Origin of the sequence: Streptomyces sp. NRRL F-2580 (assembly GCF_000720115.1) — a bacterium.
Lineage (GTDB): Bacteria > Actinomycetota > Actinomycetes > Streptomycetales > Streptomycetaceae > Streptomyces.
This window is the reverse complement of sequence record NZ_JOIR01000045.1, coordinates 17,790-40,759: the sequence shown is the minus strand read 5'-3', so window position 1 is coordinate 40,759 and position 22,970 is coordinate 17,790. Positions and strand designations below refer to the sequence as shown.

22 protein-coding genes and 4 pseudogenes are annotated in these 22,970 nt (G+C 72.7%); 14 read left to right on the top strand and 12 right to left on the bottom strand.

Features of this window, described 5'->3' with window-relative positions; all coding sequences use genetic code 11:
- Window positions 1-64: 64 nt before the first annotated feature.
- Together IF88_RS0134260 and IF88_RS0134255 are read left to right on the top strand one after the other, a co-directional pair.
- Window positions 65-1,108: an alpha/beta hydrolase gene (locus tag IF88_RS0134260; protein ID WP_030721678.1), complete on the top strand. Its 1,044-nt coding sequence runs from the start codon at window positions 65-67 to the stop codon at window positions 1,106-1,108.
- Entirely contained in the window at window positions 1,105-2,340 is a 1,236-nt protein-coding gene (locus IF88_RS0134255; protein WP_030721674.1) for an acyltransferase family protein, read from the top strand. The genes IF88_RS0134260 and IF88_RS0134255 overlap by 4 nt, the downstream gene beginning before the upstream one ends.
- A gap of 69 nt (window positions 2,341-2,409) precedes the next feature.
- Here IF88_RS0134255 and IF88_RS0134250 read toward each other — a convergent pair whose 3' ends face one another.
- Window positions 2,410-2,832, bottom strand: a complete 423-nt coding sequence (locus IF88_RS0134250; protein WP_030721670.1) for a DUF350 domain-containing protein — start codon at window positions 2,830-2,832, stop codon at window positions 2,410-2,412.
- Window positions 2,833-2,927: 95 nt separating this feature from the next.
- Here IF88_RS0134250 and IF88_RS48610 point away from each other — a divergent pair, with 95 nt between their 5' ends.
- Window positions 2,928-4,754 carry a GNAT family N-acetyltransferase gene (locus IF88_RS48610; RefSeq protein ID WP_063754880.1) on the top strand — a complete coding sequence of 609 codons (1,827 nt, stop codon included), beginning with the start codon at window positions 2,928-2,930 and terminating at the stop codon, window positions 4,752-4,754.
- Between the two features lie 29 nt (window positions 4,755-4,783).
- On the opposite strand, the gene IF88_RS0134240 is transcribed toward IF88_RS48610, so the two are convergent.
- Window positions 4,784-6,811, bottom strand: a complete 2,028-nt coding sequence (locus tag IF88_RS0134240; RefSeq protein ID WP_030721664.1) for an AMP-binding protein — start codon at window positions 6,809-6,811, stop codon at window positions 4,784-4,786.
- 140 nt (window positions 6,812-6,951) lie between these two features.
- Here IF88_RS0134240 and IF88_RS0134235 point away from each other — a divergent pair, with 140 nt between their 5' ends.
- The 3 genes from IF88_RS0134235 to IF88_RS0134225 all read left to right on the top strand — a co-directional run bounded on the left by IF88_RS0134235 (window position 6,952) and on the right by IF88_RS0134225 (window position 9,832).
- Window positions 6,952-8,865 carry an ABC transporter ATP-binding protein gene (locus tag IF88_RS0134235; RefSeq protein ID WP_051838028.1) on the top strand — a complete coding sequence of 638 codons (1,914 nt, stop codon included), beginning with the start codon at window positions 6,952-6,954 and terminating at the stop codon, window positions 8,863-8,865.
- A gap of 7 nt (window positions 8,866-8,872) precedes the next feature.
- The gene (locus IF88_RS0134230) at window positions 8,873-9,250 is read left to right on the top strand and encodes a VOC family protein (RefSeq protein WP_030721658.1); all 378 of its coding nucleotides are present in this window, start codon (window positions 8,873-8,875) and stop codon (window positions 9,248-9,250) included.
- Between the two features lie 63 nt (window positions 9,251-9,313).
- Window positions 9,314-9,832: an HIT family protein gene (locus IF88_RS0134225; RefSeq protein ID WP_051838027.1), complete on the top strand. Its 519-nt coding sequence runs from the start codon at window positions 9,314-9,316 to the stop codon at window positions 9,830-9,832.
- A gap of 13 nt (window positions 9,833-9,845) precedes the next feature.
- Here IF88_RS0134225 and IF88_RS0134220 read toward each other — a convergent pair whose 3' ends face one another.
- A complete protein-coding gene (locus IF88_RS0134220) occupies window positions 9,846-10,193 on the bottom strand; it encodes a hypothetical protein (RefSeq protein ID WP_030721652.1) in 348 nt (115 codons plus the stop codon).
- 247 nt (window positions 10,194-10,440) lie between these two features.
- Between IF88_RS0134220 and IF88_RS0134215 the strand changes: the two genes are divergently transcribed.
- From IF88_RS0134215 to IF88_RS0134205, 3 genes are all read left to right on the top strand, one after another.
- On the top strand, window positions 10,441-11,325 hold the full coding sequence (locus IF88_RS0134215; protein ID WP_030721649.1) for a sigma-70 family RNA polymerase sigma factor: 885 nt from the start codon (window positions 10,441-10,443) through the stop codon (window positions 11,323-11,325).
- Window positions 11,326-11,448: 123 nt separating this feature from the next.
- On the top strand, window positions 11,449-12,711 hold the full coding sequence (locus IF88_RS47465; protein ID WP_051838026.1) for a hypothetical protein: 1,263 nt from the start codon (window positions 11,449-11,451) through the stop codon (window positions 12,709-12,711).
- 147 nt (window positions 12,712-12,858) lie between these two features.
- The gene (locus IF88_RS0134205) at window positions 12,859-13,956 is read left to right on the top strand and encodes an alpha/beta hydrolase (RefSeq protein ID WP_030721643.1); all 1,098 of its coding nucleotides are present in this window, start codon (window positions 12,859-12,861) and stop codon (window positions 13,954-13,956) included.
- Window positions 13,957-13,994: 38 nt separating this feature from the next.
- Here IF88_RS0134205 and IF88_RS49715 read toward each other — a convergent pair.
- Window positions 13,995-14,090: pseudogene (locus IF88_RS49715) on the bottom strand (IS5/IS1182 family transposase); the annotation flags it as partial.
- Window positions 14,091-14,093: 3 nt separating this feature from the next.
- Between IF88_RS49715 and IF88_RS48605 the strand changes: the two are divergent.
- From IF88_RS48605 to IF88_RS45930, 3 genes and pseudogenes are all read left to right on the top strand, one after another.
- A pseudogene (locus IF88_RS48605) lies at window positions 14,094-14,240 on the top strand (IS5/IS1182 family transposase); the annotation flags it as partial.
- A gap of 76 nt (window positions 14,241-14,316) precedes the next feature.
- A complete protein-coding gene (locus tag IF88_RS0134200) occupies window positions 14,317-14,748 on the top strand; it encodes a hypothetical protein (RefSeq protein WP_234323798.1) in 432 nt (143 codons plus the stop codon).
- 1 nt (window position 14,749) lies between these two features.
- Window positions 14,750-14,947: pseudogene (locus IF88_RS45930) on the top strand (transposase); the annotation flags it as partial.
- A 172-nt stretch (window positions 14,948-15,119) separates the two neighbouring features.
- Here the strand turns inward: IF88_RS45930 and IF88_RS0134190 are convergent.
- The 4 genes and pseudogenes from IF88_RS0134190 to IF88_RS0134175 form a co-directional block, all read right to left on the bottom strand.
- Window positions 15,120-15,455 (bottom strand): hypothetical protein, encoded by a 336-nt coding sequence (locus tag IF88_RS0134190; RefSeq protein WP_158754749.1) that lies wholly within the window; start codon window positions 15,453-15,455, stop codon window positions 15,120-15,122.
- A gap of 761 nt (window positions 15,456-16,216) precedes the next feature.
- Window positions 16,217-16,507: a chaplin gene (locus IF88_RS0134185; RefSeq protein WP_030721635.1), complete on the bottom strand. Its 291-nt coding sequence runs from the start codon at window positions 16,505-16,507 to the stop codon at window positions 16,217-16,219.
- Window positions 16,508-16,649: 142 nt separating this feature from the next.
- Window positions 16,650-17,114: pseudogene (locus tag IF88_RS48600) on the bottom strand (transposase); the annotation flags it as partial.
- Between the two features lie 50 nt (window positions 17,115-17,164).
- Window positions 17,165-18,079, bottom strand: coding sequence for a hypothetical protein (locus tag IF88_RS0134175; protein WP_051838025.1), 915 nt, complete (start codon window positions 18,077-18,079; stop codon window positions 17,165-17,167).
- Window positions 18,080-18,276: 197 nt separating this feature from the next.
- Here IF88_RS0134175 and IF88_RS0134170 point away from each other — a divergent pair, with 197 nt between their 5' ends.
- Window positions 18,277-18,774, top strand: coding sequence for a pyridoxamine 5'-phosphate oxidase family protein (locus IF88_RS0134170; protein WP_030721629.1), 498 nt, complete (start codon window positions 18,277-18,279; stop codon window positions 18,772-18,774).
- 27 nt (window positions 18,775-18,801) lie between these two features.
- On the opposite strand, the gene IF88_RS0134165 is transcribed toward IF88_RS0134170, so the two are convergent.
- Window positions 18,802-19,212 carry an SgcJ/EcaC family oxidoreductase gene (locus tag IF88_RS0134165; RefSeq protein WP_037808100.1) on the bottom strand — a complete coding sequence of 137 codons (411 nt, stop codon included), beginning with the start codon at window positions 19,210-19,212 and terminating at the stop codon, window positions 18,802-18,804.
- Between the two features lie 108 nt (window positions 19,213-19,320).
- Here IF88_RS0134165 and IF88_RS0134160 point away from each other — a divergent pair, with 108 nt between their 5' ends.
- Window positions 19,321-19,869: a flavoprotein gene (locus tag IF88_RS0134160; RefSeq protein ID WP_030721623.1), complete on the top strand. Its 549-nt coding sequence runs from the start codon at window positions 19,321-19,323 to the stop codon at window positions 19,867-19,869.
- Between the two features lie 25 nt (window positions 19,870-19,894).
- On the opposite strand, the gene IF88_RS0134155 is transcribed toward IF88_RS0134160, so the two are convergent.
- The 3 genes from IF88_RS0134155 to IF88_RS0134145 all read right to left on the bottom strand — a co-directional run bounded on the left by IF88_RS0134155 (window position 19,895) and on the right by IF88_RS0134145 (window position 22,841).
- Complete coding sequence (locus IF88_RS0134155; protein ID WP_030721621.1) at window positions 19,895-20,401, bottom strand: DinB family protein; 507 nt, start codon at window positions 20,399-20,401, stop codon at window positions 19,895-19,897.
- 92 nt (window positions 20,402-20,493) lie between these two features.
- Window positions 20,494-21,684 (bottom strand): epoxide hydrolase family protein, encoded by a 1,191-nt coding sequence (locus IF88_RS0134150; protein WP_030721618.1) that lies wholly within the window; start codon window positions 21,682-21,684, stop codon window positions 20,494-20,496.
- A 35-nt stretch (window positions 21,685-21,719) separates the two neighbouring features.
- Complete coding sequence (locus tag IF88_RS0134145) at window positions 21,720-22,841, bottom strand: DUF6183 family protein (RefSeq protein WP_030721615.1); 1,122 nt, start codon at window positions 22,839-22,841, stop codon at window positions 21,720-21,722.
- Window positions 22,842-22,970: the final 129 nt, after the last annotated feature.

Here is a 22,970-nt window from a genome sequence, read left to right as displayed (position 1 = left end):
TCCGACGTGCGCGCCGGCACCTCCTTCCTACCTTCCTCCTCGTCACGAGGAGAGGAGAAGGGGCATGCGCCGCTTCGGAAGGACGCTGGTCACGGCCGCGCTGGCGGTGGCCATCGTCGGGGGGACCGCCGGATGGGCCTCGGGCGAGAGCCAGGAGGCGGTCACCGGGCCACCGCCCGGCACCGCCGGCTGGCGGGCCGATACGGCGTCCGGCCGGGCGCTGCCCGACCCGGCGACCGCGCCACCGCGCGAGGTGGCCCGGTTCTTCGCCGGGCTCGACGAGGCGGCGCGCCGGGAACTCCTGCGTGACCACCCGCTGGTGGTCGGCAATCTGGAGGGGGCGCCGCTCCCCCTGCGGTACGAGGCCAACCGGATCGCGATCGCCGCCACTGGTGAGTCCCGGTACGCCTCCCTCGCCGCGCCGGACCGGCGGATCCTGGCCTTCGACCCGCGCGGCCGGGGCCAGGTCGCCGAGGTGTTCGGGGACCTGGAGCACGCGGAGCACGTCTCGGTGATCGTGCCGGGGTCGGACAACGACGCCACCACCCACGACGCGCGGCGCACGCCGAACACCGGCCCGGCCGGGATGGCCCGGGCCCTGCGCGAGGCGGCCGGGGGGTCCACGGCCGTCGTGGCGTGGACCGGTTACACCACCCCGGTCGGTGTCGGCATGGACGCGGCCGACGGCCGGCTGGCCACGGCCGGAGCGGCTCGCCTGGCCCGGTTCACCGCCGGGCTCGACGCGGTCGGCGCGCCCGACCCCGTGCTGTTCTGCCACAGCTACGGCTCGGTGGTCTGCGGGCTGGCGGCCCGTCACACGGACGCTTCCGACCTCGTGGCCTTCGGTTCCCCCGGGATGCGCGCCGACACCGCGGCCGGGCTGCGCACCGGCGCCCGGGTGTGGGCGGCCCGGGGCCCCTCCGACTGGATCGCGGACGTCCCGAACGTCCGGTTGGCCGACATCGGCCACGGAGCCGACCCCACCTCCGCGCGCTTCGGCGCCCGCCCGGTGCCCGCCGCCGACGTCCAGGGCCACACCGGCTACTTCATGCCCGGCACCCAGTCCCTGGAGGCCTTCGCCGCGATCGCGAAGGGAGAGGTCCGATGAGCCCCTCCGCCGCCCTGGCCCCGCTGAGGAAGGCCGCCGAGCGGATCGACCGGCAGACCCCCGCCCACCGCGACCGGGCGGTCGACGGGCTGCGCGCCCTGGCGCTGCTCGCCGTGCCGACCGGCCACTGGCTGCTCGGCGGCTTCACCCTCGACTCCGACGGCGGGCTGCACAACGCCAGCCCGCTGTCGGCCTTCGGCGCTCTGGCGCCCGCCAGTTGGGTGCTCCAGATGCTCGGCATCTTCTTCCTGGTCGGCGGCTACGCCTCGGCGCTCTCCTACGGGCGCCGCCCCGGTTCGGCGGGCGCCTGGCTGAAGGGCCGGATCGTCCGGCTGGGCCGGCCGGTGCTCGGGGTCACCGCGGTGTGGGCGCTGGCCGCGCCGGTGCTGTATGCGACCGGGGTGCCGGAGGCCTCGCTGCGCACCGGCGCGACGCTGGTGATCCAGCCGCTCTGGTTCGTCGGGGTGTACGTGGTGGTCACCGCGCTGACCCCGTACTGCGTGCGGGCGGCGGGCCGCCTCGGCGGCTGGGCGGCGGCCCCGCTGCTCGGTTCGGTGGCCGTGGTGGACTTCCTGCGCTACGGGCCGCTCGCCGATTCCGTACCGTCCTGGCTGTCCCTGGTGAACATCCTGCCGGGCTGGCTGTTCGCGTACCAGCTGGGCGTCTCGTGGGGCGAGCGGCGGATCGGGCGGCGCGGGGCCTGGCTGCTGCTGGCCGGCGGGACCCTGCTGTTCGCGGCGCTGCTGACGGTCTTCCACTATCCGGCGTCGATGGTCGGCGTACCGGGAGCCGCGCGGACCAACTCGCATCCGCCGTCGCTGCTGGTACTGGCCCTGGCCTCGGCCCAGTCGGGTGCGGCGATCCTGCTGCGCGACCGGCTGGCGAAGCTGCTGGCCCGGCCGGTCCTGTGGGCCCCGGTGGTCGTGATCAACCTGTGCGCGATGACGATCCTGTGCTGGCACCAGACGGCCATGCTGGCCGCGGCCGTACCCGGCTCGTTCGTGGGCGGGGGCGGGCCGGCCGGGCTGACGACGGCTCCGGACAGCCTGGGCTGGATCGCGGCGCGGGTGGCGTGGATGCCGGTGTTCGCGGCGCTGCTGGTGGGCATCGCCCGGTACGCGCGCCGGTTCGAGCGTCCGCCGGAGGGAGTGCGCGGGGGCCGGGCGCTGCGCCGGACGGTGGCGGGGCTGCTGGCGGCGGGGTTCGCGGTGTTCGCGCTGGGTCTCGCGTAGCCCCCGCCTACGACGAGAGCGCCGCTCCCCGGAGGGAGCGGCGCTCTCGTCGCGTACGGGTGCTCCGCGTCAGGCGATCGAGGCGGCGACGATCGCGGCCACGGCCAGGTTGCAGGCGGCCGAGACCCAGACCGCCGGGTGGGGCTCCGGGTCGACGACGATGGCGCCGAGCTTGCCCGGGGTCACCAGATCGAGCACCAGGAAGGCGACCGCCATCAGGAGCAGGCCCAGCACGCCGAACGCCGCGGTCGACGCCAGGCCCTTGCCGAAGTCCTGGTAGGTCGTCCAGATCGAGGTGAAGACGATGCCGCCGATGCCGAGGAGCGCGGAGCTGAGGAAGAGGGCCGCGTTGCGGTTGCGCTCCTCCCAGATCTGCTTCGGAAGCTTCCCGGGCGTCAGCACGTCCACGAGGACGATGCCGAGGATCAGCAGGACCAGGCCGAGGGCGCCGTAGGCGCTGGTGCGGCCAAGCCCGTTGATGATGTCGCTCATTGAGAAGCCTGTCTCCGCGTGGGTGGGAAAGTATGTGCCGTGGGGAGGCCGAATCTATCGCACGGCCTTGCGGCGGACCATGGGGAGGTCAGGAAATGGTAAAGGTCAGGGCCGCGCGGGCGGTCGAGGCGGGGGGCCTGACCGAGCTGGTCATGCGGTCCAAGGCGCACTGGGGGTACGGCGCCGGCTTCCTCGCCACGTGCGCGCCGGAACTGCGGATCCGCCCCGGCGAGGTGACGGCCCGCCGGATCGTCGTGGCCGAGAACGGGCGGGGGGAGGTCGTCGGGGTCGCCTCCCTGGAGGGGGCTCCCCCGCTGGCCGCGTTGGGACTGCTCTTCGTCGAACCGTCGGCGATCGGGCAGGGCGTGGGGCGGCTGCTGTACCGGGACGCGCTGCGTCGGGCCGTGGAGCTGGGGGTGCGCCGGCTGGTGATCGACGCCGATCCGCACGCGGCCGGGTTCTACCGGGCCATGGGGGCGGTGGCGGTGGCCGGTCCTGCGGACGCGACGGCTCCGGCGGACACGACGGCTCCGGAGGACGCGACGGACGCGACGGCTCCGGAGGACGCGACGGCCCTGGTGCGGTTCGAGGCGGCTCCCGTCGCGCTCGCCGGCTGGGCGCGGGCATGGACCGGGGGCGGGCGGGCCGTGCACGTGGGCAACGTGGCGGAGTTCAACGCGCAGTTCGCCGACGCCTCCCTCGACCGCGGTCAGGCGGCCGCGCACCACTACGCCTGCCTGGCCGCCTTCTACAGCCCGGACCCGGCCGCTCTGCTCCTGCCCCGACCCGTCCCGAAGGGCTGGACCGAGCTGGTCGGCCGCCAGCTGGGCTGGTCGGAGGTCGAGGTGTACGACGGCCTGGCGGAAGGGGATCCCGGCCTGTGCGATGCCGCACGGGCCCGGCCGGCCCTGGCCGCGCTGCTGACCGGGGCCGGGCTGCCCCTCGTACCGTGGGGGCGGACCCGGCCGTTCGGCCGGCTCGCGGGCCGGCCGTGGCGGGAGGGGGAGCTGCGCTACGAGTCGAAGTCCGCGGCGCACGCGCTGTTCGGGCGGATCCTGGCGGACGGCGGGCATCCCGGGATCGTGCTCCCCGCGCAGTGGCCGGCCGCCGGCCGGTGGGCGGCGGCCCGGCTGCTGGCGGCCCGGACCAGGGCGGGCGAGAGCACTGTTCTGAAATCGGAGCACGGTGTCGGGGGTTCGGGCACCACGGTGGTCACCCCCGATCGGGTCCGGGCCGTGGGCGGGGCCCGCGCCGTGCTGCGGCGGCTGCCGCGCGGGCCGCTGCTGGTGGAGGAGTACGTGGCCGGTCCGGCGGAGGGCGAGGGTCCGCGAGACCTCACCTACGACGGATTCGTGGACGGGGAGGGCCGGGTGCACGAGGTCGGCGGGGCGGTGATGGACGTGACGGACGGCTGCTACCGGGGCGCCACGGTCGGCCCCGGGGTGGTGCCCGCGTGGGCGGAGAAGCCGCTCGCCGCCTTCGGGGCGGCGGTGGGCCGGGAACTGGCGGAGTCCGGCTACCGGGGCTGGTTCGACGTGGACTTCGTCGCCGACGGCGCCGGCCGGCTCGCACCGACCGAGACGAACCTGCGGCTGACGGGACCGTCCGTCGCCTTCATGGTGGCGGCCCGGCTCGACGTGCTGCGGGGCGCGGGGCACCTCGTACGGATCGCCGACCGGGTGGAGCTCGGCGCGCGGCTGCCCGAGGCCCAGCTGGACGAGTTGTGCGCGGGCCTGGCCCGGGGCTGCGCGGGGCTCGGGGCCGTGTTCGTCCCGGCCATCCCGACGGGGGCGTTCGAACCGGAGCCCTGGCTGGGCGTGCTGGTGGCCGCGCACGACAGGGACACGCTGGACGCGGCCGAGGCCCTGGTACGGGCCGGCGCCCGCGCGGTCGGCGCGGACTTCGGCACGCTCACCCGATAGCCCGGGCCGCCCGCGGGCCCCCCGACCACTCAGTCGTCGTCCTCGTCGAAGTCGAACGGATCGGCCGGTTTCGCGACGAGGTAGGCGGCGACGACGGCTCCCGCGATCATCAGGGGGATGTTGAAGGAGTAGACGAGCGCGGCCTGCCGCGGCCAGTCCTGCTTGGCCGCCAGCCGGTAGAGGTTGTCCTGCGGCCACCAGGCCAGCAGGAGGTAGGACACCGCCACATGGGCGGCCGCGGTGATGCGGCGGCCGCGGCCCCGGCTCCGCATCCGGGCGCGGCCCCCGAAGAGGAAGACCACCCCGACGCCGAAGGCGGCGCACTCGAACAGGTAGAGGACGGAGAAGAGGAACGCCCAGGGCTGCGGCACCCCGGTGAGGTCGGTCGATCCGGGCCAGAGGAGATTCGTGAGGATCAGGGCGACGAAGCCCAGGCCGACTCCCCCGCAGCCCACGCAGGAGGCCGGGAGTGACTCTCCGGCCGGGGCGGACCCGTACTTCCCGGACGTGCTCCCGCCGCGTGCCACCGCCTTGGCGGCGGGCAGGACGGGCAGCGGCAGGGCGGCCCGGTCCTCCCGGCCGGCCCGGTTGCGGGGCAGGGCGCGCAGCCGGATCACGGTGCGCGGGGTCTCCTCCCTGGGCACTTTCCCCGACAGGTGCTCGCGCAGCTCCTCGATGTCGGGCAGTGGGGCGGCCGGGCGTGCCGAGGAGCCGCCGGTGGGCGGGGCGACGTAGGCGACGAGGCGGCGCGGGCCGCGTGCGCTGTCGACCCCGTTCACGATCACCGAGCCGATGCCCTCGTGGCTGCGGATCGCGGACTCGATCGGGTAGGGGTGGACGGAGCGTCCGCCGGGCAGGGTTATGCGGTCCCCGAGCCGGCCGCCGAACTCCAGCAGTCCGTCCTCGCGGAGCAGGCCCAGGTCGCCGGTGGGTATCGCGTCACCGGCGCCGGGCGGGGTGAGGCGGATCTGCCCGTCGCGGACTTCGACGCGGTGGCCCGGGAAGGGGGTGCCGAGCAGGGAGAGCTCCTCCGGGTCGTCGAGCGGGCGGGGCAGCTGCGGCAGTTCGAACCAGGCGCCGGTGCCCGCGCTCTCGGCGAGCCCGTAGACGTTGAGCACCCGGGCGCCGGGCCGGAGCAGGACCTGCAGGGCCGCCTGGTCGTCGAGGTAGAGGCGGTCGCCGGAGACGGCGAGCAGCCGCAGCGAACGGTAGGCGGTGCCCGGCCCCTCTTCGCCCCTCAGCAGGTCGAGGGCGGTGGCCGGGTCGGTGTGCAGGACGGTGACGTGCTCGCCCTCCACCGCCGCACGGATGTCGTCGGGCTTCCAGGGGGACTGCCGGGGAAGGACGAGGGCGCCGCCCGAGCACAGCGCGCCGGTCCAGCCCGCGGCGAAGGCGGTGACGTCCGTGCCGGCCGTGATCAGGTGCCGGTCCGCCGGGGTGAGCCGGGCCACCTCGGCCCAGCTGTCGTGGGCGGCGAGCAGCAGGCCGTGGCTGACGGGGACGGCGCGCGGTTCGGCCGCCCCGGTGAACAGCAGGGCGGCGCCGTGGCCGGCCGCCGGGGCCGACGGCAGCGCGGGCGCCTGCGCCTCGGGCCGATCTGCCGGCTGGTCCCCGCGCTGTCCGGCGATCCCGCCGGCCTCCGCGCCGAGGCGGATCACCTTCAGGCCGCTGCCGTTGTCGAGGGCGGCCCGGTGGGCGAGATGGGTGAGCAGGACGAAGGGATCGGCCGCGGTGAGCTGGCGCTGCCCGGTGAGCGGGGTCTCGGCGTCGACGACCACGTACGTCCCGCCGGCCTTGAGGGCGGCGAGGACGGCGACGACCAGTTCGGCCTGCCGGGCGGTGCCGATGGCGACGAGGCCGCCGGGCGGCAGGCCGGCGGCGAGCAGACGGTGTGCCAGCCGGTCGGCCCGCTCGTCCAGTTGCCCGTAGGTGAGGCTCTCGGGGCCGGCGATGAGGGCGTGGGCCCCGGGGGTGTCCCGGGCCCACTGCTCGAAGCGGTGCAGGACGGTGTCGGCGGTTCGCTTGCCGAAGCGTACGGACTCGGATCCCTGCGTCATGGACCGATGATGCCACCGGGCACCGACAGTGGACACGGAAGACGAAAATCCTTCGTACGGGGCGGAGTTGGCGACACCTGCGGGCGGTCCGGCACCGAAACCTTGACCTCAGGTCAAGTTGAGGTCCTAGCGTTCCGGTCATGGACATGGAAGTCACCGCCTGGACCTCGCTGCACAGCGCGATCAACGCCCAGCAGGACCGTCGCCCGCTCTCCCGGGCCGGTCTGCGCCGCGTCGCCGCCTTCGCCCGCCCGCACCGGCGCGGGCTCACCCTCTTCCTCCTGCTGAGCGTGGTGACCGCGCTGCTCGCGGTGGCCACCCCGGTGCTCGCCAGCTGGGTCGTCACCGCCATCGTCGACGGCCGGGACGGCGCGGCCGTCACCCGGCTCGCCCTGCTCATCGCGCTGATCGCGGTCGCGGAGGCCGGGCTGGGGCTGCTGACCCGCCGGCTCTCCGCGACCCTCGGCGAGGGACTGATCCTGGATCTGCGGACGGCGGTCTTCGACCACGTGCAGCGGATGCCGGTCGCCTTCTTCACCCGCACCCGGACGGGGGCGCTGGTCAGCCGGCTGAACAACGACGTGATCGGCGCCCAACGGGCCTTCAGCAACACCCTGTCGGGGGTGGTCTCCAACACCGTGACCCTGCTGCTGACCCTCACCGTGATGCTGAGCATCTCCTGGCAGATCACCCTGCTGGCGCTGGTGCTGCTGCCGGTGTTCGTGCTGCCGGCCCGCCGCATGGGGGCGCGGATGGCGGCGATGCAGCGGGAGGCCTCCGCGCTGAACGCCGCGATGGGCACCCAGATGACGGAGCGGTTCTCCGCCCCCGGCGCCACGCTGGTCAAGCTGTTCGGCCGGCCCGCCGACGAGTCCGCGGAGTTCGCGGCGCGGGCGGCGCGGGTGCGGGACATCGGGATCCGTACGGCGATGGCCCAGTCGGCCTTCATCACGGCGCTCACCCTCGTCTCGGCCCTGGCCCTCGCGCTCGTCTACGGGCTCGGCGGGTTCTACGCCCTGCGCGGTTCCCTGGACGCCGGCTCCGTCGTCGCCCTCGCCCTGCTCCTGACCCGGCTGTACGCCCCGCTGACCGCGCTCGCCGGCGCCCGCGTCGAGGTGATGAGCGCGATGGTGAGCTTCGAGCGGGTCTTCGAGATCCTCGACCTGAAGCCGCTCATCGCGCAGAAGCCGGACGCCCGCCGGGTGCCGGAGGGGCCGGTGACCGTGGAGTTCGACCGGGTCTCCTTCGGCTACCCCGCCGCCGACAAGGTCTCGCTCGCCTCCCTGGAGGAGGTCGCCACCCTCGACGCCCGGGGCGGTACGCAGGTGCTGCACGAGGTGTCCTTCCGCGCCGAGCCCGGCCAGATGATCGCCTTGGTCGGCTCGTCCGGCGCCGGCAAGTCGACGATCGCGCAGCTGCTGCCGCGGCTGTACGACGCCGACGCGGGCACGGTGCGCCTCGGCGGGATCGACGTACGGGACCTGACGGCCGACTCGATCCGCGAGACCCTCGGCATGGTCACCCAGGACGGGCACCTGTTCCACGAGTCGGTACGGGCCAACCTGCTGCTGGCCCGGCCGGAGGCCACCGAGGAGGAGGTCTGGGAGGCCCTGCGGCGCTCGCGCCTCGACGGGCTGGTCGCCTCGCTGCCGGACGGGCTGGACACGGTGGTCGGTGAGCGCGGCTACCGGCTGTCGGGCGGGGAACGGCAGCGGCTGACCATCGCGCGGCTGCTGCTGGCCCGGCAGCGGGTGGTGATCCTCGACGAGGCCACCGCGCACCTGGACTCCACCTCGGAGGCGGCGGTGCAGGAGGCGCTGGGCGAGGCGCTGGCGGGCCGGACGGCGGTGGTGATCGCGCACCGGCTGTCGACCGTACAGGCGGCGGACCTGATCCTCGTGGTCGAAGACGGCCGGATCGTGGAACGGGGCACGCACACCGAGCTGCTGGCGGCGGGCGGGCGGTACGAGGAGCTGTACCGCACGCAGTTCGCGGCGGCGGACACGCCTGCCGACCTGGCCTCGGGCGGCGCGGCACCGGTGCCGGGAGCATGATGCCGTGATGGACATCAAACTCGAACTGGTCGCCGTCCCCGTCACCGATGTCGACCGGGCCAAGGCCTTCTACGAGAAGCTCGGCTTCAACGCCGACCACGACGTCACCGTCAGCGAGGACATCCGCTTCGTGCAGCTGACCCCGCCGGGGTCGGCGTGCTCGATCGCGATCGGCAAGGGGCTGACCCGGATGACCCCGGGATCGCTGGACAACATGCAGGTCGTCGTCACCGACATCGAGGAGGCGTACGAGGACCTGCGCGGCCGGGGCGTGGAGGTGACGGAGATCCAGGACCTGCCGTGGGGCTCCTTCGTCTACTTCTCCGACCCGGACGGCAACGGCTGGGCGGTCCAGCAGACCACCCCGCGCAAGACGGCGGGCTAGGCCTTGGCCGCGGATCCGACTCCGGGACCGGGACCCGGACCCGGACCGGTGGAACGCGCGGCCATGGACCTCGGGTGGTACGTCGAGCGGGCGCGCGGCGGGCCGTGCTTCGTCTGCGCGTTCCTCGCGGGGGACCCGGAGTACGCGCACGAGACGGTCTTCGAGGACGAGCACCACGTGGCCTTCCTCGACCGGTGGCCCACGCTGCCGGGCAAGGTCCTGGTGGCGCCGAAGGCACACGTCGAGCACGCCGTCCGCGATCTGGACGCGGCGGCGTACACCCGGATCATGCTCGTGGTGCGCGAGATCGCCCTCGCGGTCGAGGAGCTCTACGCGTCCGAGCGGACCTACCTGTACTCCCTCGGCAGCCAGCAGGGGAACACCCACCTCCACTGGCACATCGCGGCGCTGCCGCCCGGAGTGCCGTACGAGCAGCAGCAGTTCCACGCGCTGATGACCGAGCACGGTGTGCTGTCGCCGTCGCCGCAGGAGGCGGCGGCAGCGGCGGCGCGCCTGCGCGCGGTCATCGCCGAACGCACCGAACGCGCCGAACACGCCGTCCGCACACCGCCGCCGCGGTGAGGCCGCCGGGGGCTCAGGCCTCCGCGGCGGCGTGGTGGTGGTCGAGCTCCCACGCGTGGTGCTTGAACTCGTGGCGGAAGTCGGCGTGGTCCTCCCACTGGCGGGCGATGCCGCGCAGCACGTCCCAGTTGTGCTCGACCGACTGGTCGATGACGCGGCGCGTGGCCGGCTCGGCCGTCGCCCGCTGCTCGATGAGGCCCTTGACGGCGGACGCCTCCAGGACGGAGTTGCGCAGCGCGCGCAGCGCACGGGAGGTGTCGTCCATGCCGAAGCCGTACTCGCTGCCCGTCTCGGCGTCGAACAGCGGGGTGAGCCGTGCCTCGATGAACGCGGTGATCCGCTCGAAGTGCTGCGCTTCCATCGGGGGCTCCCTCTCCTGCCGGACCACCACGTGTCCCCGGCGTCTCCGGTGCTTCTGCTGTTCGCCACCATTATCCAGCAGTCGTCCGGCAGCGGTGGCCCGCGTCGCGGCCCGCCCCGCCCCGCGCTGACCGGTCCCGGCGGGACGGAATCCGACCACCGGCCCAACTCCCCCCTCACCCGGGTGATTTCCTCATGATCTATTTTGAGGATCCGCTGTGAGGGCCGTGAGGAAGGAAGGTGACCCCGTGGACGACCGTTCCGGTTTGACCGAGCAGTTCGAAGAGCACCGATCTCATCTGAGAGCGGTGTCCTACCGGATGCTCGGCTCGCTCGCGGAGGCCGAGGACGCCGTGCAGGAGGCATGGCTACGGCTCGACCGGTCCGACATCAGCGAGGTCGAGAACCTCGGCGGCTGGCTGACCACGGTCGTGTCGCGCGTGTGCCTGAACATGCTGCGCTCCCGGGAGTCCCGGCGCGAGGACTCCATCGAGGCCTTCCCCACCGCCCCCGTCGTCAGCCGTGAGGACACGGTCGACCCCGAGCAGGAGGCCGTACTCGCCGACTCGGTCGGGCTGGCCCTGCTGGTGGTGCTCGACACCCTCGCGCCGGCCGAGCGGCTGGCGTTCGTGCTGCACGACCTCTTCGCCGTGCCCTTCGACGAGATCGCCCCGCTGATCGAGAAGACCCCGGCCGCGACCCGCCAGCTCGCGAGCCGCGCCCGCCGCCGGGTCAAGGGGGTCCCGCTGGTGTCCGAGACCGATCTCGGCCGCCAGCGCCGTGTCGTGGACGCCTTCCTGGCCGCCACCCGCGGCGGCAGCTTCGACGCGCTGGTCTCGCTGCTCCACCCCGACGTGGTGCTCCGCGCCGACAAGGCCGTCGGCCCCACCCCCGCCCCCCTCTTCTTCACCGGCGCCGTCACCGTCGCCACCGGCGCGATGGCCGCCATGCAGCGCGCGCAGCACACGCAACCCGCCTTGGTCAACGGTGTGGTCGGCCTGGCGATGGCCCCACTGGGACGACTGTTCCTGGTGCTCCGCTTCGCCGTCGAGGACGGCCTGATCACCGAGATCGACGTCGTCGCGGAGCCGGAGCGCCTCGACGAGCTGGAACTCGCCGTGCTCGACGCCTGACCCCGGTCCGCCCCGCGGTAGCGACCCCGCCCCGGTCCCGACGCCGGCCAGGAAGCGGCCGTAGCGATTCCATGCCGCGGCCGCCCCTTCTGGGCCGCGGCACGGCGCTCCCATACTGGCGCCGTGACCGACTACGTCAAGCACGTGCCGACCGCCGCGATACCGGAGGGCGGGGTCATGGCGTGGGGCGTCGACAACGCCGGGCGCTGGCTCCGCGCCCGCGTCCCGGCGGCGTTCGCTCCCGTCGCCGGAGGCCGGCTCCTCGGCGGCCTGGTCGTCCTGTCGATCGTGCTGACGTCGCTCGCCGACGTGGAGCCCGAGCACGGAGAGGACTGGCGGGGCTACGCCATGGGCGTCCTGCTGATCGCCCTGCCGTTCTGGTTCCGCTCCCTCCCCATGGCCACCCTGGTGGCCTCACCCGTCCTCGCGGTGGACGCCGCCCGTGCGGTTCCCGCCGCCGACCACGCGGCGGGCGCGGTCGGCCACGGCCTGGTCCTGGCCCTCGCCGCCTGGGCGTTCACCGGGGCGCTGGCCCGTCTCCACGCCCGCCGGCGTCAGCGCGAACTCGCCCTCGCCGCAGCCGGACCCGCCCGTTTCCCGCTGCCGGACCCGCTGCCCGCCGCACACCGGCGCCGCGGACTGACGGGGATCGCCATCGGCTCCGCGTGCTGCCTCGGGGCCGCCGCGGCCCTCGCCGTCGGCGCCCTCCTCGAAGTGCGGGCGTCGGGCAGCGCGCACCCGTACGACCCGTGGGGCCTACAGATGCTCGCCCTCGTGCTCCTGGTCCCCGGTACGACCGTGCTCGGCCGGGGCCTGGCCCGCCGCCTGGCCGCGCGCCGCCTCGACGGCCGGCCGCAGCCCGCGCTCCTGGTCGGCGTACGGATCTCCCGGTCCGGACACCACTGGCTCCACTCGGACGCCGACACCCCGGCCGGGCCTCCCCTGATCGCCCACCGGGCACGGGCCCGGGACGTCCTCGCCGGACGGCGGGTCCTCCTCTCCGGCTCCGAACGGACCCTGCGCACGGCCCACCACGACATCGACGCCCAGGCGGAACCCTTCGAGGCGGTCCTGTACGGAGCCCCGCACGAGGGGGCCGAGGTCGTCCTGGGGAGCGCCGTCTACGAGGGCGGCACCCGCCTCGTCTCGTACGTCACCGCCGCCTCGCTGCTCCCGCGCCGCCGGCACGGGCTGCGCGGCTGGAAGCCGGCCCGGCGCTCGTACCGCGAGGCCGTCCGGGAGGCGGCACGCCTGGCCGAGGAGAGGAGGCGGGAACAGGAGCGGGCACGCGCGGAGTCGAAGAACTCGGACTCCACCACGGGCGGCTGCGGCGGAGGCTGCGGTGGGGGATGTGGTGGGGGCTGCGGCGGATGCGGCTGCGGCTGACTCCGACCACGGGCTCCGATCGCAGACTCCGCCGCCGCTCAGTGGAACGTTTCGGCCCCAGCACCTCTCTAGCCTGGTGCGCACCGGTTGGCGGTGCTCTGGACCGCTGCGTCCGGATCGAGACGTCGTAGAGGGTTCCGCTGATCCATGGGTCTGACAAGTAGTGCGCTCCTGCTGTGTGTCGTGCTCTGCACGGCATTGACGTTCGCGGCCACGGTGTGGCTCTGGCCACGGCTGGCCCGTGGCAGCCGGGGACGGGTGGCGGGGCGCGCGGGACTGCTCGTCCTCGTGCAAGTGTTCCTGTTCGCTTCGGTCGCGCTCGCGGCCAACCGCAGCCTCCTGATCTACGGTTCCTGGGCGGACCTGGCAGGGCGGGCGCGCCAGGAGGCCGTGCGCCCCGGGGTGGCCGCGGAGGTGCTGGGGCGCCAGGCTCCGGGCGTGCCCGGTGGCGGGAATCCGCTGGTGAGCGGTGTGATCGAGAAGGTGAACCTGCACGGCGAGCACTCCGGGAGGGCCGCCCAGGCCTATGTGTACCTGCCGCCGGAGTACTTCCAGAAGGGCAACGAGCAGCGGAAGTTCCCCGCGGCCGTGGTCCTGACGGGTTACCCGGGCACGGCGGAGAACCTGCTGAAGGGGCTCCGCTACCCGAAGACGGCCTGGACCCTGGCCAAGGAGAAGAAGGCGCAGCCGATGATCCTGGTGATGATGCGGCCCACGGTCTCGGCCGAGAACACCCAGTGCGTCGACGTCCGCGGCGGCGGCCCCCAGAGCGAGACCTTCTTCGGTACGGACCTCCCCAAAGCCGTGTCGAGTTCGTACCGTGTCGGCGGCGCGGCGCGGAACTGGGGCATCATCGGCGATTCCACGGGCGGCTACTGCGCCCTGAAGATGACGGTGCAGCATCCGGAGACCTACGCGGCCGGGGTAGGCCTCTCGGCGGACTACAAGCCGGAGATCGACCAGGACTCCGGCGATCTCTTCCACGGCGACAAGGACGAGGAGAAACGATCCGACCTGCTGTGGCATCTCGCCAACCGGCCGCAGGGCGCGTCCTCTTTCCTCGTGACGACCTCACTGCGGGGCGAGGAGAACTACAAGCCGACCCAGCAGTTCATCAAGGCGGTGAAGGATCCGGCCCGCGTCTCGTCGATCACGCTCGACCGCGGAGGACACAGCTTCAACACCTGGAACCGTGAGATCCCGCCGGCCCTGGAGTGGATCGGCGGCCGACTCAGCGCCGAGTAAGGGGCGCGCCGGACCGCGGGGTTGCCTGGAGGCCCGCGGTCGATGCCGGTCGGGCGGCCGCCGTGACGGCCTCGCCGTTGGCGATGGCCGATCTGGTCGGACGGCTGCGGGATGACCGCGCGGATTTCCCCGCGCGGATCACGATCGCCTGGGCCGACTCGACCTACGCCGGACAGCTCGTGGCCTGTGCGAAGAGGTACCTGAACCTGACGGTCAAGACGGTGAGCCGGCCCAAGGACGCGAAAGAGTCCGTCGCCCTGCCCCGCCGCTGGGTCCCGCCGCGGGGTCGCCTCACGGTCACGCACGCCGTGTGGGGATACCCGCGAGACTCCGACACCGCGGCTGTGGCAGCCTGCGGACATGCCATGGGAGCTGCGAGAACATGCAGGCCGTCACTACGCCGTCCTGTTCCACTACGCCTTGCCTGACGATGCCTGGTCTGTGGAGCTGAGCGAGGCGGTGCCTGCACCGGCCAGGGGCGCCGAGAACCCCGACGCCGGGGTGACCCACTTGCCCGGCCCTGCTTTCTTGATGGCGCTCGTCCCGGACGAGGACCCGAATGTGGAACCGACGGTCCACATCCACAGTCACGACGAGTACGTCGTCCCCTACGAGATCATGCGGTGGTTCATGGAGCAGGTGACCGACCAGGTTGAACGCTGCCGCACCGCGTTCGAGCAGGCAGGACCTGAAGCGGGTGAGGGCGGCGAGCGGAGAAGGGGATCCACTGCGTTCCCCACCGAGGAGTCTCCTGCTCGTCTGGGTCGTCCTCGCCGTCCCAGATCTTCATGACATCGCCCGCAAGGGCGTCGAGTCCTCTCAGCGGCTGGGCCGACACCGGTGAGTGGTCGAGAGAACCGTGTCCTGGCTGGCCGGGTGCCGAAGGCTCCACCGCCGCTACGAACGCAAGGCCGAACACTTCCTTGCCTTCGTCGGTATAGCCGCAGCCCTCATCGGCTACCGCCGATTGGCGGCCCTGCTTACGGCCTGAGCCGGTTCTCCTGCACGTCGAAACAGACCAATCCCATGGGCTCCGCCACGGCTGCCGCGTAGGCCGATGCCTCTTCGGCCATGCTCCACCGCACGGGGCGACGTCTAAACCGCGGCACACCGGTCTGAGCCGCGGCCCGCCCGGCCCGGGCGCCCGGACATACTGCCGTCGTTCAATCGTGCAGTAGCCAGTCGACGGTGACGTCGGCGGCATCGGCGATGAGGACCAGGTCGCGCTCGCATGCCGGGAGCCGACCACTGGCAAGGAGGAGCAGCCGGTCTCGTGTCATGCCGTCCACACGCCAGCGGGTGATGCTGACCGCGTGGCGCAGCCGGTCCATCCGGCGCGTTGCGACCGGGTCGGCGGGCACAGTGGTGTGGAGGTTTTCGATGGTGCCGGTTGCGCCGGCGACGTCGCCGGCAAGCACCGCGTCTGGGGGGCCGTCACACGCCGAGCGGTCCTCGGGATGCGCGGCGCGGCATGGTGGGGAAGGTGAGGAATCGGTCATGGCAGGCATCGCCTCGCAGGTATCGGACCCAGTCACAGCGTTGCCGCCAGCCCGGGCCGGTTCTTTCAACTCGGTCCCCGATGGCGTCCCGTGGCCGACCGGCGCCGCAAACAGCGCGGACTGCCACCGCCTTCTGGCAGGACGTGGATGGGCAGGGAGCCGTACCCGTGTCCGTCGGGCTCCCTGCCACGCAACGGCATCCCCGAAAGGAACACCGCGGCATTCCTGTAACGCCACCGAGGCCTGCCAGGACACGCCCAGATCCTGCCGACAGGACCGTTCGCTGTGCGCTGTCCGGATGGGAGGGGGGTGTCGGTGCGGCTGATGCCCCCGGTCGCTTCGACTGGGCCGTGTGCAACGTGAACGGCGACCCGGACAAAATCACCCGCCAAGCTCGTCGGCCGCGAGTTGTGCCCGCGGTACGGGGCGGCGCCGCCCGCTTACCCTGCCGAGCGGCCTCCGGCGTCATCGTCGTTGATTGCCACAGCCGCCACTACGGCAAGATCCCCGAACTGAGGTGCGGGCTCGCGATCCGCATCCGGGCCGTGTGAGGTCCGGGCCGGTCGTGGCAGACCGGCCCCGGACCCGACCTAGGTGTCGGCGGCGCTCTCGCGCGGTCCGGCGACCGCTCGGGTACGCCCGCGTCCTCCCCTGGAGGGTGGGGAGGACGTTTTTACAGGGCGGTCGCCCAGCGGCTGGTTTTCGAAGCTGGCGGATCTACGGCCGGCACCGTGCCCTCAGCAGGGCGACGGGTGGTGCTGTCAGTACTCGCCGTTGTGGTCGGCCTTGTGGTGGCTGTCCTTGAAGCCGCCGCCGTTGTTGATGCAGGTGTTGCCGAACGCCGGGTTGAGAGCGCCGACGACGTTGACGGTGTTGCCGCAGAGGTTGATCGGAATGTGAATGGGCACCTGGACGACGTTGCCGGACAGCACGCCGGGAGAGCCAATGGCAGCGCCCTCGGCAACGGCGTCAGCGGCGGCCATCCCGGCACCCCCAGCCACCATGGCACCGGCGGCGAGGGTTACGGCTACCGACTTTGCGAAACGCGACATGGAGATCTCCTTGAAAGCTGGACCCGCCGCAGGTAGCGCGGCATGGACGCCCTCCCAACAGCACGACCCTCCCGTCGGTCACGAAAGTGGGGCCGAATGGTGGCCCGTCCTCCAGGCCGTTTCCTTCGGATGACCTGGCTGACCAGATGAAGATGGCGGCGCGGTGGAGTCCGGCGAGGTAGATGGGGGCGGTCTTGTCGTAGCGAGTGGCCGGGCCGCACTACTGCTTGACCTTGTTGATGCGGCGTTCGACGGTGTTCCGCTGCTTGTAGGCCTCGCGGTCGAAGGCCGGAGGGCGGCCGCCGAGCCTGCCGAGCCGCTTGCGGTTGGCGGCCCGGCCGGCCGGCTGCGGGATCACCGCCCGGATTCCGCGGCGCCGCAGATGACGCCGGATCGCCCAGGACGAGTAGGCATTGTCCGCGGGACGACGTCCGGGGTGATCCTAGGACGGCCGACCGGCCGGGAGCACTCGTAAGCGGGTCATGACCTGCACGAACGCTGGTGCGTCACCGGCCTGGCCCGGCGTGAGAACGAACGCCAGTGGCCTGCAGCGGCTGTCGGCGGCCAGGTGGATCTTGGTGGTCAGTTCGCCGCGGGACCGTCCGAGGGCATGGTCGGGCGGCTCGTCGGCCGGGGCCCCCTTTGACGGGCCCGCGGTCAGCGCCGAGTGCGCGGTGTACCGCCGATGGCGGCGTCGAGGGCGCGCTGGGCCTTCCGGGCCTCCGCTCGCGCCGCCTTCGCCTCCCGGGCGGCCTGCTGGTGACGGCGATCGGCTTCCTCCGCGGCGGCGGCGAGGCCGTCGCGTTCCTGCCGGGCGCGGTCCAGTTGGGCCCGCAGGTCCGTGATCCGCTCGTCGAGCGCGCCGAGCCCGGCGCGAGCCCGTGCCCGCGCCGACTCCGCCGTGGCGAGCGCTTCCCCGGTCCGTTCCGCCTCCCGGTGCGTCCGGTCCGCCTCGGCGCGGGCCCGCGCCTGCGCCTGCTCGGCCCGGGTGTCGGTTTCCTTGGCCTCGGCCTCGGCTTCCTTGGCCTCGACCTCGACCTCGGCTTTTCGTCGCTTCCGTGGCGGCCCCGCGCCGGGCACGTCTACGGGTGCCAGTTCGGCGAAGCCCACGACCTGGGGCGGGGCCTTCGCCAGCACACCCCGCGCCCAGGCTTCGGCGGCGTCGGGGTCGGCGAGGACGGTGCGGAGGATCTGCTCGACCTCGCGCTGAACGCCCTCGGAGACCTCCTGCCCCGCGTCGCCGGCCAGACGGCGGGCTTCGGTGGCCATCGCCGCGATCACCACATGCTGCTGGTGCGACAACTTCCGCAGATCCTCCCCCGCCAGGGTCCGGTGCGCCCCGCGCAACTCCCGGCCGAGCTCCAGCAGGCGCCGGGCCTGGTCCGCGTCGGCGCGGGCGAGCAGGTTCACGGCCCACACGGCGAGGGTGGGCTTGCGCAGGGCCGCGATGCGCTTCGCCGTGTCCCGCTCCCCCGCCTTGCGCGCCTCGGCGACGTGCGCGTCCCGGGCTGCCGTGAACTCCTCCGGCCTCAGCCCGTACAGCTCGGTTGCCACCGCGTCGACGTCGACCACAGCTCCACTCTCCCCCACCGGCGAGGTTTCGGCGCGCAGCGGCCGATGGGACGCGCGCACCGGTCGTCACACGTGACAGAGCGAGGCCACCGGAGATATCTTGGCCGCTCCCTCCCCACCCCATACATGGTGGAAACGCCTGAGATCTGCCGGTCCGGGTGGTGCTGGCCGACGATCACTGGAAGGTGGGTCCGACCGTGCAGCCGAGCGAGATCAGCGAGGTCCTGAACCGTCCGCTCAGCCGGGAACTCCTGGCCCGTGACCTGACCCGCCTGGCCTACGTGGCCAAGGACGGCACACCGCGCGCCGTTCCGATCGCGTTCGTCTGGAACGGCACGGAAATCGTCATGTGCACACCGAAGAACGCACCGAAGCTGCCGGCCCTGCGCCACAACCCGGCGGTGGCCCTGACGATCGACACCGAGGTGCACCCGCCGAAGATCCTGCTCATCCGCGGTCGGGCCGAGCTGGACGTCGTCGAGGGCATCCCGGAGGAGTTCCTCCAGTCGAACAGTACGTACGAGATGACGGCCGAGCAGCGGGTCGTGTGGGAGTCCGAGATCCGCTCGCTCTACGACGGCATGGTCCGGATCGTCGTGACCCCCACCTGGGCAAAGCTGATCGACTTCGAGACGACCCTCCCGAGCGCGGTCGAGGAGCTCGTCCGCCAGCGCGATGAGAGCCAGGACGCCTGAAACACCCGCGCCCGGGAGAACTGGCGCTCAGGCCGGATCCGCCGCGACCTGTGTGTTCTGGCAGGCGGTCAGCAGCCAGGGGCCGTCCGCCTCGCGGGTCATCACGTACAGCGGAGCACCCTCGCTGCCGGCGCCGTCGGCCCCGTGGTAGACCTGACGCACCTTCACCGCCGCGACGTCCGGCCGCAGGAACTGGATGTGGACCACCTCGTAGGTGACCTCCCCGTCCCAACTCGCCGCCGGCAACACGGCCCGCGTGAAGGCGGCGATCTCCTCGAACCCGATGAGGACCTTCCCATGTGCCGTCGTCCACAGCGCGTCCGGATGGAACAGAGCCAGGAAACCCTCGGCGTCCTTGGCCCGCTGCGTGCGCTCGACTGTGGCGACGACCTCTTCGATCGCCTTGATGTCCGTTTCGATGTCCGTTTCGATGTCCATTTCGATGTCCGTTTCGATGTCCGTTTCGATGTCCGTTTCGATGTCCATGGGCTTGATCATGCCGCCTCAACCTTACTTGAGGTCAAGCAATATGATCATATTGGCCCCATGACCACGAAGACCCTGTACCTGCTCTGCTCAGCCGCCCCGCCCGTCTTCGACGTCGCCCACGTCGTCGAAGACGCCCAGACCCGCGGCTGGGACGTCTGCCTGGGGCTGACCCCCACCGCCGCACACTGGGTCTCGGAAAGCCTGGACGGACTCGCCGCCCTCACCGGTCATCCGGTGCGCTGGCAGTACAAATTCCCGGGCGAGGCCGACGTATGGCCGGTGGCCGACGCCCTCCTCTTCGCCCCGGCGACCTTCAACACCATCAACGCCTGGGCCCTGGGCCTCACCGACCGCTTCGCCGTCGGCGTCGCTGCCGAGGCCCTCGGCAAGAACACCCCCACGGTCGCCATGCCCTGCACGAACGCCGCGCTCGCCGCCCACCCCCAGTTCGACATCTCGCTGGCCACGTTGCGCGGCGCCGGTGTCGAGCTCCTCTACGGCGACAACGGCTTCGTCCCCGGCCCGGCCGGCCCCGACGTCCCGTCCCACTTCCCGTGGCCGGCCGCCCTGGACTCCGTGGACCGCATCACCGCCACCCGGCTCTAGGCGGTGTCGTGCCGCGGCGGCGGGGCTACTCCCCCGTCGTCCCGTCGATCGCCTCGCGCAGCAGGTCCGCGTGCCCGTTGTGGCGGGCGTACTCCTCGATCATGTGGGTGAGTACGTAGTGCAGTGAGTAGGACTGGTCGCCGAAGTGCCCCGTCACGTCCAGGGATTCGGCGGCTTCCACGATCTCCCGCGACCGTCGGCATGTCTCTTCCCAGATCCGGAACGACCGGGCCGCGTCCGCGTCGTCGACGTGGAACTCCGTCCACTCCCCGGCCTCGTCCTTCGGGAAGTAGCCGCGTACGTCCTCGCCGCCCAGGACGTTGCGGAACCAGCCGCGCTCGACCTCCGCGAGGTGGCGCACCAACCCGAGCAGGCTCAGCCCCGACGGGGACACCGCCTTCATCCGCAGCTGTTCCTCGCTCAGGCCTGCGCACTTCATCATCAGGGTGTCCCGCTGCCGCTGCAGGATGCTGGTCAAGGTGGCGCGTTCGTCGCCCACCAGGACGGGCCGTGTCCTCTGTTCATCGATCACCGGGTGATCATCACAGCCGGACCAGCCCGGTCCTCGACCATTTCACATGCCGGACCCCCCCGGACGTCCGGCCGTCACAGGGACGGCGCCGCTCAGCCGCGTTGCCGTAGCTGCCGCAGGTGCCGGAAGAAGGCTCGTACGTCCCCCACCAACAGGTCGGGGACCTCCATCGCGGGGAAGTGCCCGCCCCTGTCGTACGAGGTCCAGCGCACGATGGTGTCGGTGCGCGCGGCGACGTGCCGCAGCGGGATGAAGTTGTCCCGGGGGAAGTCGGCCAGCGCGGTCGGCGTGTGCGACATCTCGGGCGGCTGCCCGGCGTAGTCGGCGTGCGCCCGCTCGTAGTAGATCCGGGCCGCGCTGCCGGCCGTACCGGTGAGCCAGTACAGCATGACGTTGGTCAGCAGCTGGTCCCGGTCGACCGGGCACCCGGGATCGCTCCACTCGTCGAACTTCTCGGCGATCCAGGCGAGCAACCCGACCGGTGAGTCGGTCAGCGCGTACGCGAGGGTCTGCGGCCGGGTCGCCTGGATGTCGGCGTAGCCCTGCCGATCCCGCGCCCAGGTCCGGTACCGCTCCCACGACGCCAGTGTCCGCTCCCGCTCGGCGGCGGGCAGCGCTGCCAGTTCCTCGGGCCGGGGCTCGGCGGTGGCCCCGCCCCCGGGCAGCAGGTTCAGGTGCACACCGATCACACGGCCCGGCAGGATCCGCCCGAGCTCCCGTGAGATCGCGGCTCCCCAGTCACCGCCCTGCACCCCGTAGGACCCGTACCCCAGCCGCTCCATCAGCACGCCGAACGCCCGCGCGACCCGCTTGAACTCCCAGCCCGCCTCGGTCGTGGGCCCGGAGAGCCCGAAGCCGGGGATGCTCGGCAGGACCAGGTGGAAGGCGTCGGCCGGATCCCCGCCGTGCGCCCGCGGATCGGTCAACGGGCCTGCCACCCGCTGGAATTCGACGAACGATCCCGGCCAGCCGTGGGTCATCAGCAACGGAGTGGCGTCCGGCTCGGGCGAGCGCAGGTGCGCGAAATGCACCCGCGCCCCGTCGATGACCGTGGTGAACTGCGGCCACTCGTTCAGCCGGGCCTCCGCCGCGCGCCAGTCGTAGCCGTCGCGCCAGTACTGGACGAGTTCCCGCACCCGCTCCAGCGGGATCCCGTACGCCCGCCCCACGCCGGGCAGCTCGTCCGGCCAGCGCACCCGGCCCAACCGCTCACGGAGGTCGTCCAGCTGGCCCTGCTCCACGTCGAGCCGGAACCCGCGCAGCCCCTCATCGAGATCACTCATGACCCGCACCCCAGACAGCCCCTTCGCCCCGGAAATCAGTCGGTGTCCGTGGCAGCCAGCACGGCCAGGCGCCGGCCGTCCGGGGCCAGGGCGGCCAGGCCGATGTCCCAGGCCACTTGCTCGAACCACTTCGTGTCGGCGTCGAACCCGTGCCAGACGCAGTCCCGTACGCGTGCTTCGACCTCGCCGGTGGTGGCGCCTTCCGGGCAGCCGGCCAGCTCGGCCAGGGACTGCCAGGCGGCGAGGCGGCCGTAGGCGCCGAAAGAACCGGAGTTGTACGCCCCGCCCGACGACGCCGCGGCGAAGAGCACGGCCCATGCCTGGTCCGGGGGAACGACGGAGACCGACAGAGCCGCCTTCCGGCCCGCTCCGCCCAGGCACTCCAGCCCCAGCGTCAGCAGCGCGTTCGGGACGGATCCGGCGTCCAGCGGGGCCGCGAGATCAAAGACCCGTGCCTCGATGCGACCATTGGACTCCTCGGCCCAGTTCGCCACGGCGCAGGCCATCGCCGTGGCCGCGGCTTCCGTCGTCGTCTCCTCGACCGATGGGACGCGCGCGCCGACGGCCTTCACCGGTGCGCGGCTCTCCGACGGTCCGAACGGCATCGAGTGGCTGCTGCCGCGCGGGCTGTAACGGGGGAGCTCGGGAACGCCTTCCACGTCGGACAGCGTCAGGGGCAGCCGGCCCAACGGGTGGTGCCTCCAGTGCGGTGAGGTGGCCCAGCCGGCGACACCGGGCGTCTCTTCCACGGCGACGCCCCTGAGCACCAGTTCGTGGACCAGGCAGGCCCGAAGCTCCTCGGAAGCGGGTCCGGTGAACGCGGCGGCCAGGTTTTCGGCTTCCTGGCCGGAGGCGAGCAATGAGGCCGTGAGTCGGTCCAGCTTCCTGCTGGTGACCGCCTTCGAGGAGACCAGCCGCAGCGCCTGTGCGGCGTTCTCGGGACCCGGAGTGGTGGTGAGCAGGCGCAGAAGGTGGTCGAAGACGCTCCTGTACTGCCACACCTGCCCGGAGCCGTACGCTCCGGCGAGGGCGATGCCGAGGTCCGCGCAGAAGGCGGGGTCTCCCTGGGCGACACGGCCGTCGGCCACCGCCCACACGTCGGTCACCTTCGTCAGGTCCGGCAACCCGGTCACGATCTTCTGAATCTGATCAGCCACGGCGCCGAGCCTACGCGTCCGGCCACCTCCGCTCCGAAACGCTGTACCCGGGCAACCGCACCCCTCGCGGAGACGGGCTTCAACTCACCTGCCACACCGTGCCGTTACGCAAAAACCCCACAACTCCCC

Coding starts and splice junctions, on each gene's coding strand:
- IF88_RS0134240 (WP_030721664.1), bottom strand. CDS start 6,811: ATGACGCAGGGATCCGAGTCCGTACGCTTCGGCAAGCGAACCGCCGAC.
- IF88_RS0134250 (WP_030721670.1), bottom strand. CDS start 2,832: ATGAGCGACATCATCAACGGGCTTGGCCGCACCAGCGCCTACGGCGCC.
- IF88_RS0134165 (WP_037808100.1), bottom strand. CDS start 19,212: ATGGACATCGAAACGGACATCGAAACGGACATCAAGGCGATCGAAGAG.
- IF88_RS0134235 (WP_051838028.1), top strand. CDS start 6,952: ATGGACATGGAAGTCACCGCCTGGACCTCGCTGCACAGCGCGATCAAC.
- IF88_RS0134205 (WP_030721643.1), top strand. CDS start 12,859: ATGGGTCTGACAAGTAGTGCGCTCCTGCTGTGTGTCGTGCTCTGCACG.
- IF88_RS0134150 (WP_030721618.1), bottom strand. CDS start 21,684: ATGAGTGATCTCGATGAGGGGCTGCGCGGGTTCCGGCTCGACGTGGAG.
- IF88_RS0134220 (WP_030721652.1), bottom strand. CDS start 10,193: ATGGAAGCGCAGCACTTCGAGCGGATCACCGCGTTCATCGAGGCACGG.
- IF88_RS0134260 (WP_030721678.1), top strand. CDS start 65: ATGCGCCGCTTCGGAAGGACGCTGGTCACGGCCGCGCTGGCGGTGGCC.
- IF88_RS0134255 (WP_030721674.1), top strand. CDS start 1,105: ATGAGCCCCTCCGCCGCCCTGGCCCCGCTGAGGAAGGCCGCCGAGCGG.
- IF88_RS0134160 (WP_030721623.1), top strand. CDS start 19,321: ATGACCACGAAGACCCTGTACCTGCTCTGCTCAGCCGCCCCGCCCGTC.
- IF88_RS0134230 (WP_030721658.1), top strand. CDS start 8,873: ATGGACATCAAACTCGAACTGGTCGCCGTCCCCGTCACCGATGTCGAC.
- IF88_RS0134185 (WP_030721635.1), bottom strand. CDS start 16,507: ATGTCGCGTTTCGCAAAGTCGGTAGCCGTAACCCTCGCCGCCGGTGCC.
- IF88_RS0134190 (WP_158754749.1), bottom strand. CDS start 15,455: ATGACCGATTCCTCACCTTCCCCACCATGCCGCGCCGCGCATCCCGAG.
- IF88_RS48610 (WP_063754880.1), top strand. CDS start 2,928: ATGGTAAAGGTCAGGGCCGCGCGGGCGGTCGAGGCGGGGGGCCTGACC.
- IF88_RS0134225 (WP_051838027.1), top strand. CDS start 9,314: ATGGACCTCGGGTGGTACGTCGAGCGGGCGCGCGGCGGGCCGTGCTTC.
- IF88_RS0134200 (WP_234323798.1), top strand. CDS start 14,317: ATGCCATGGGAGCTGCGAGAACATGCAGGCCGTCACTACGCCGTCCTG.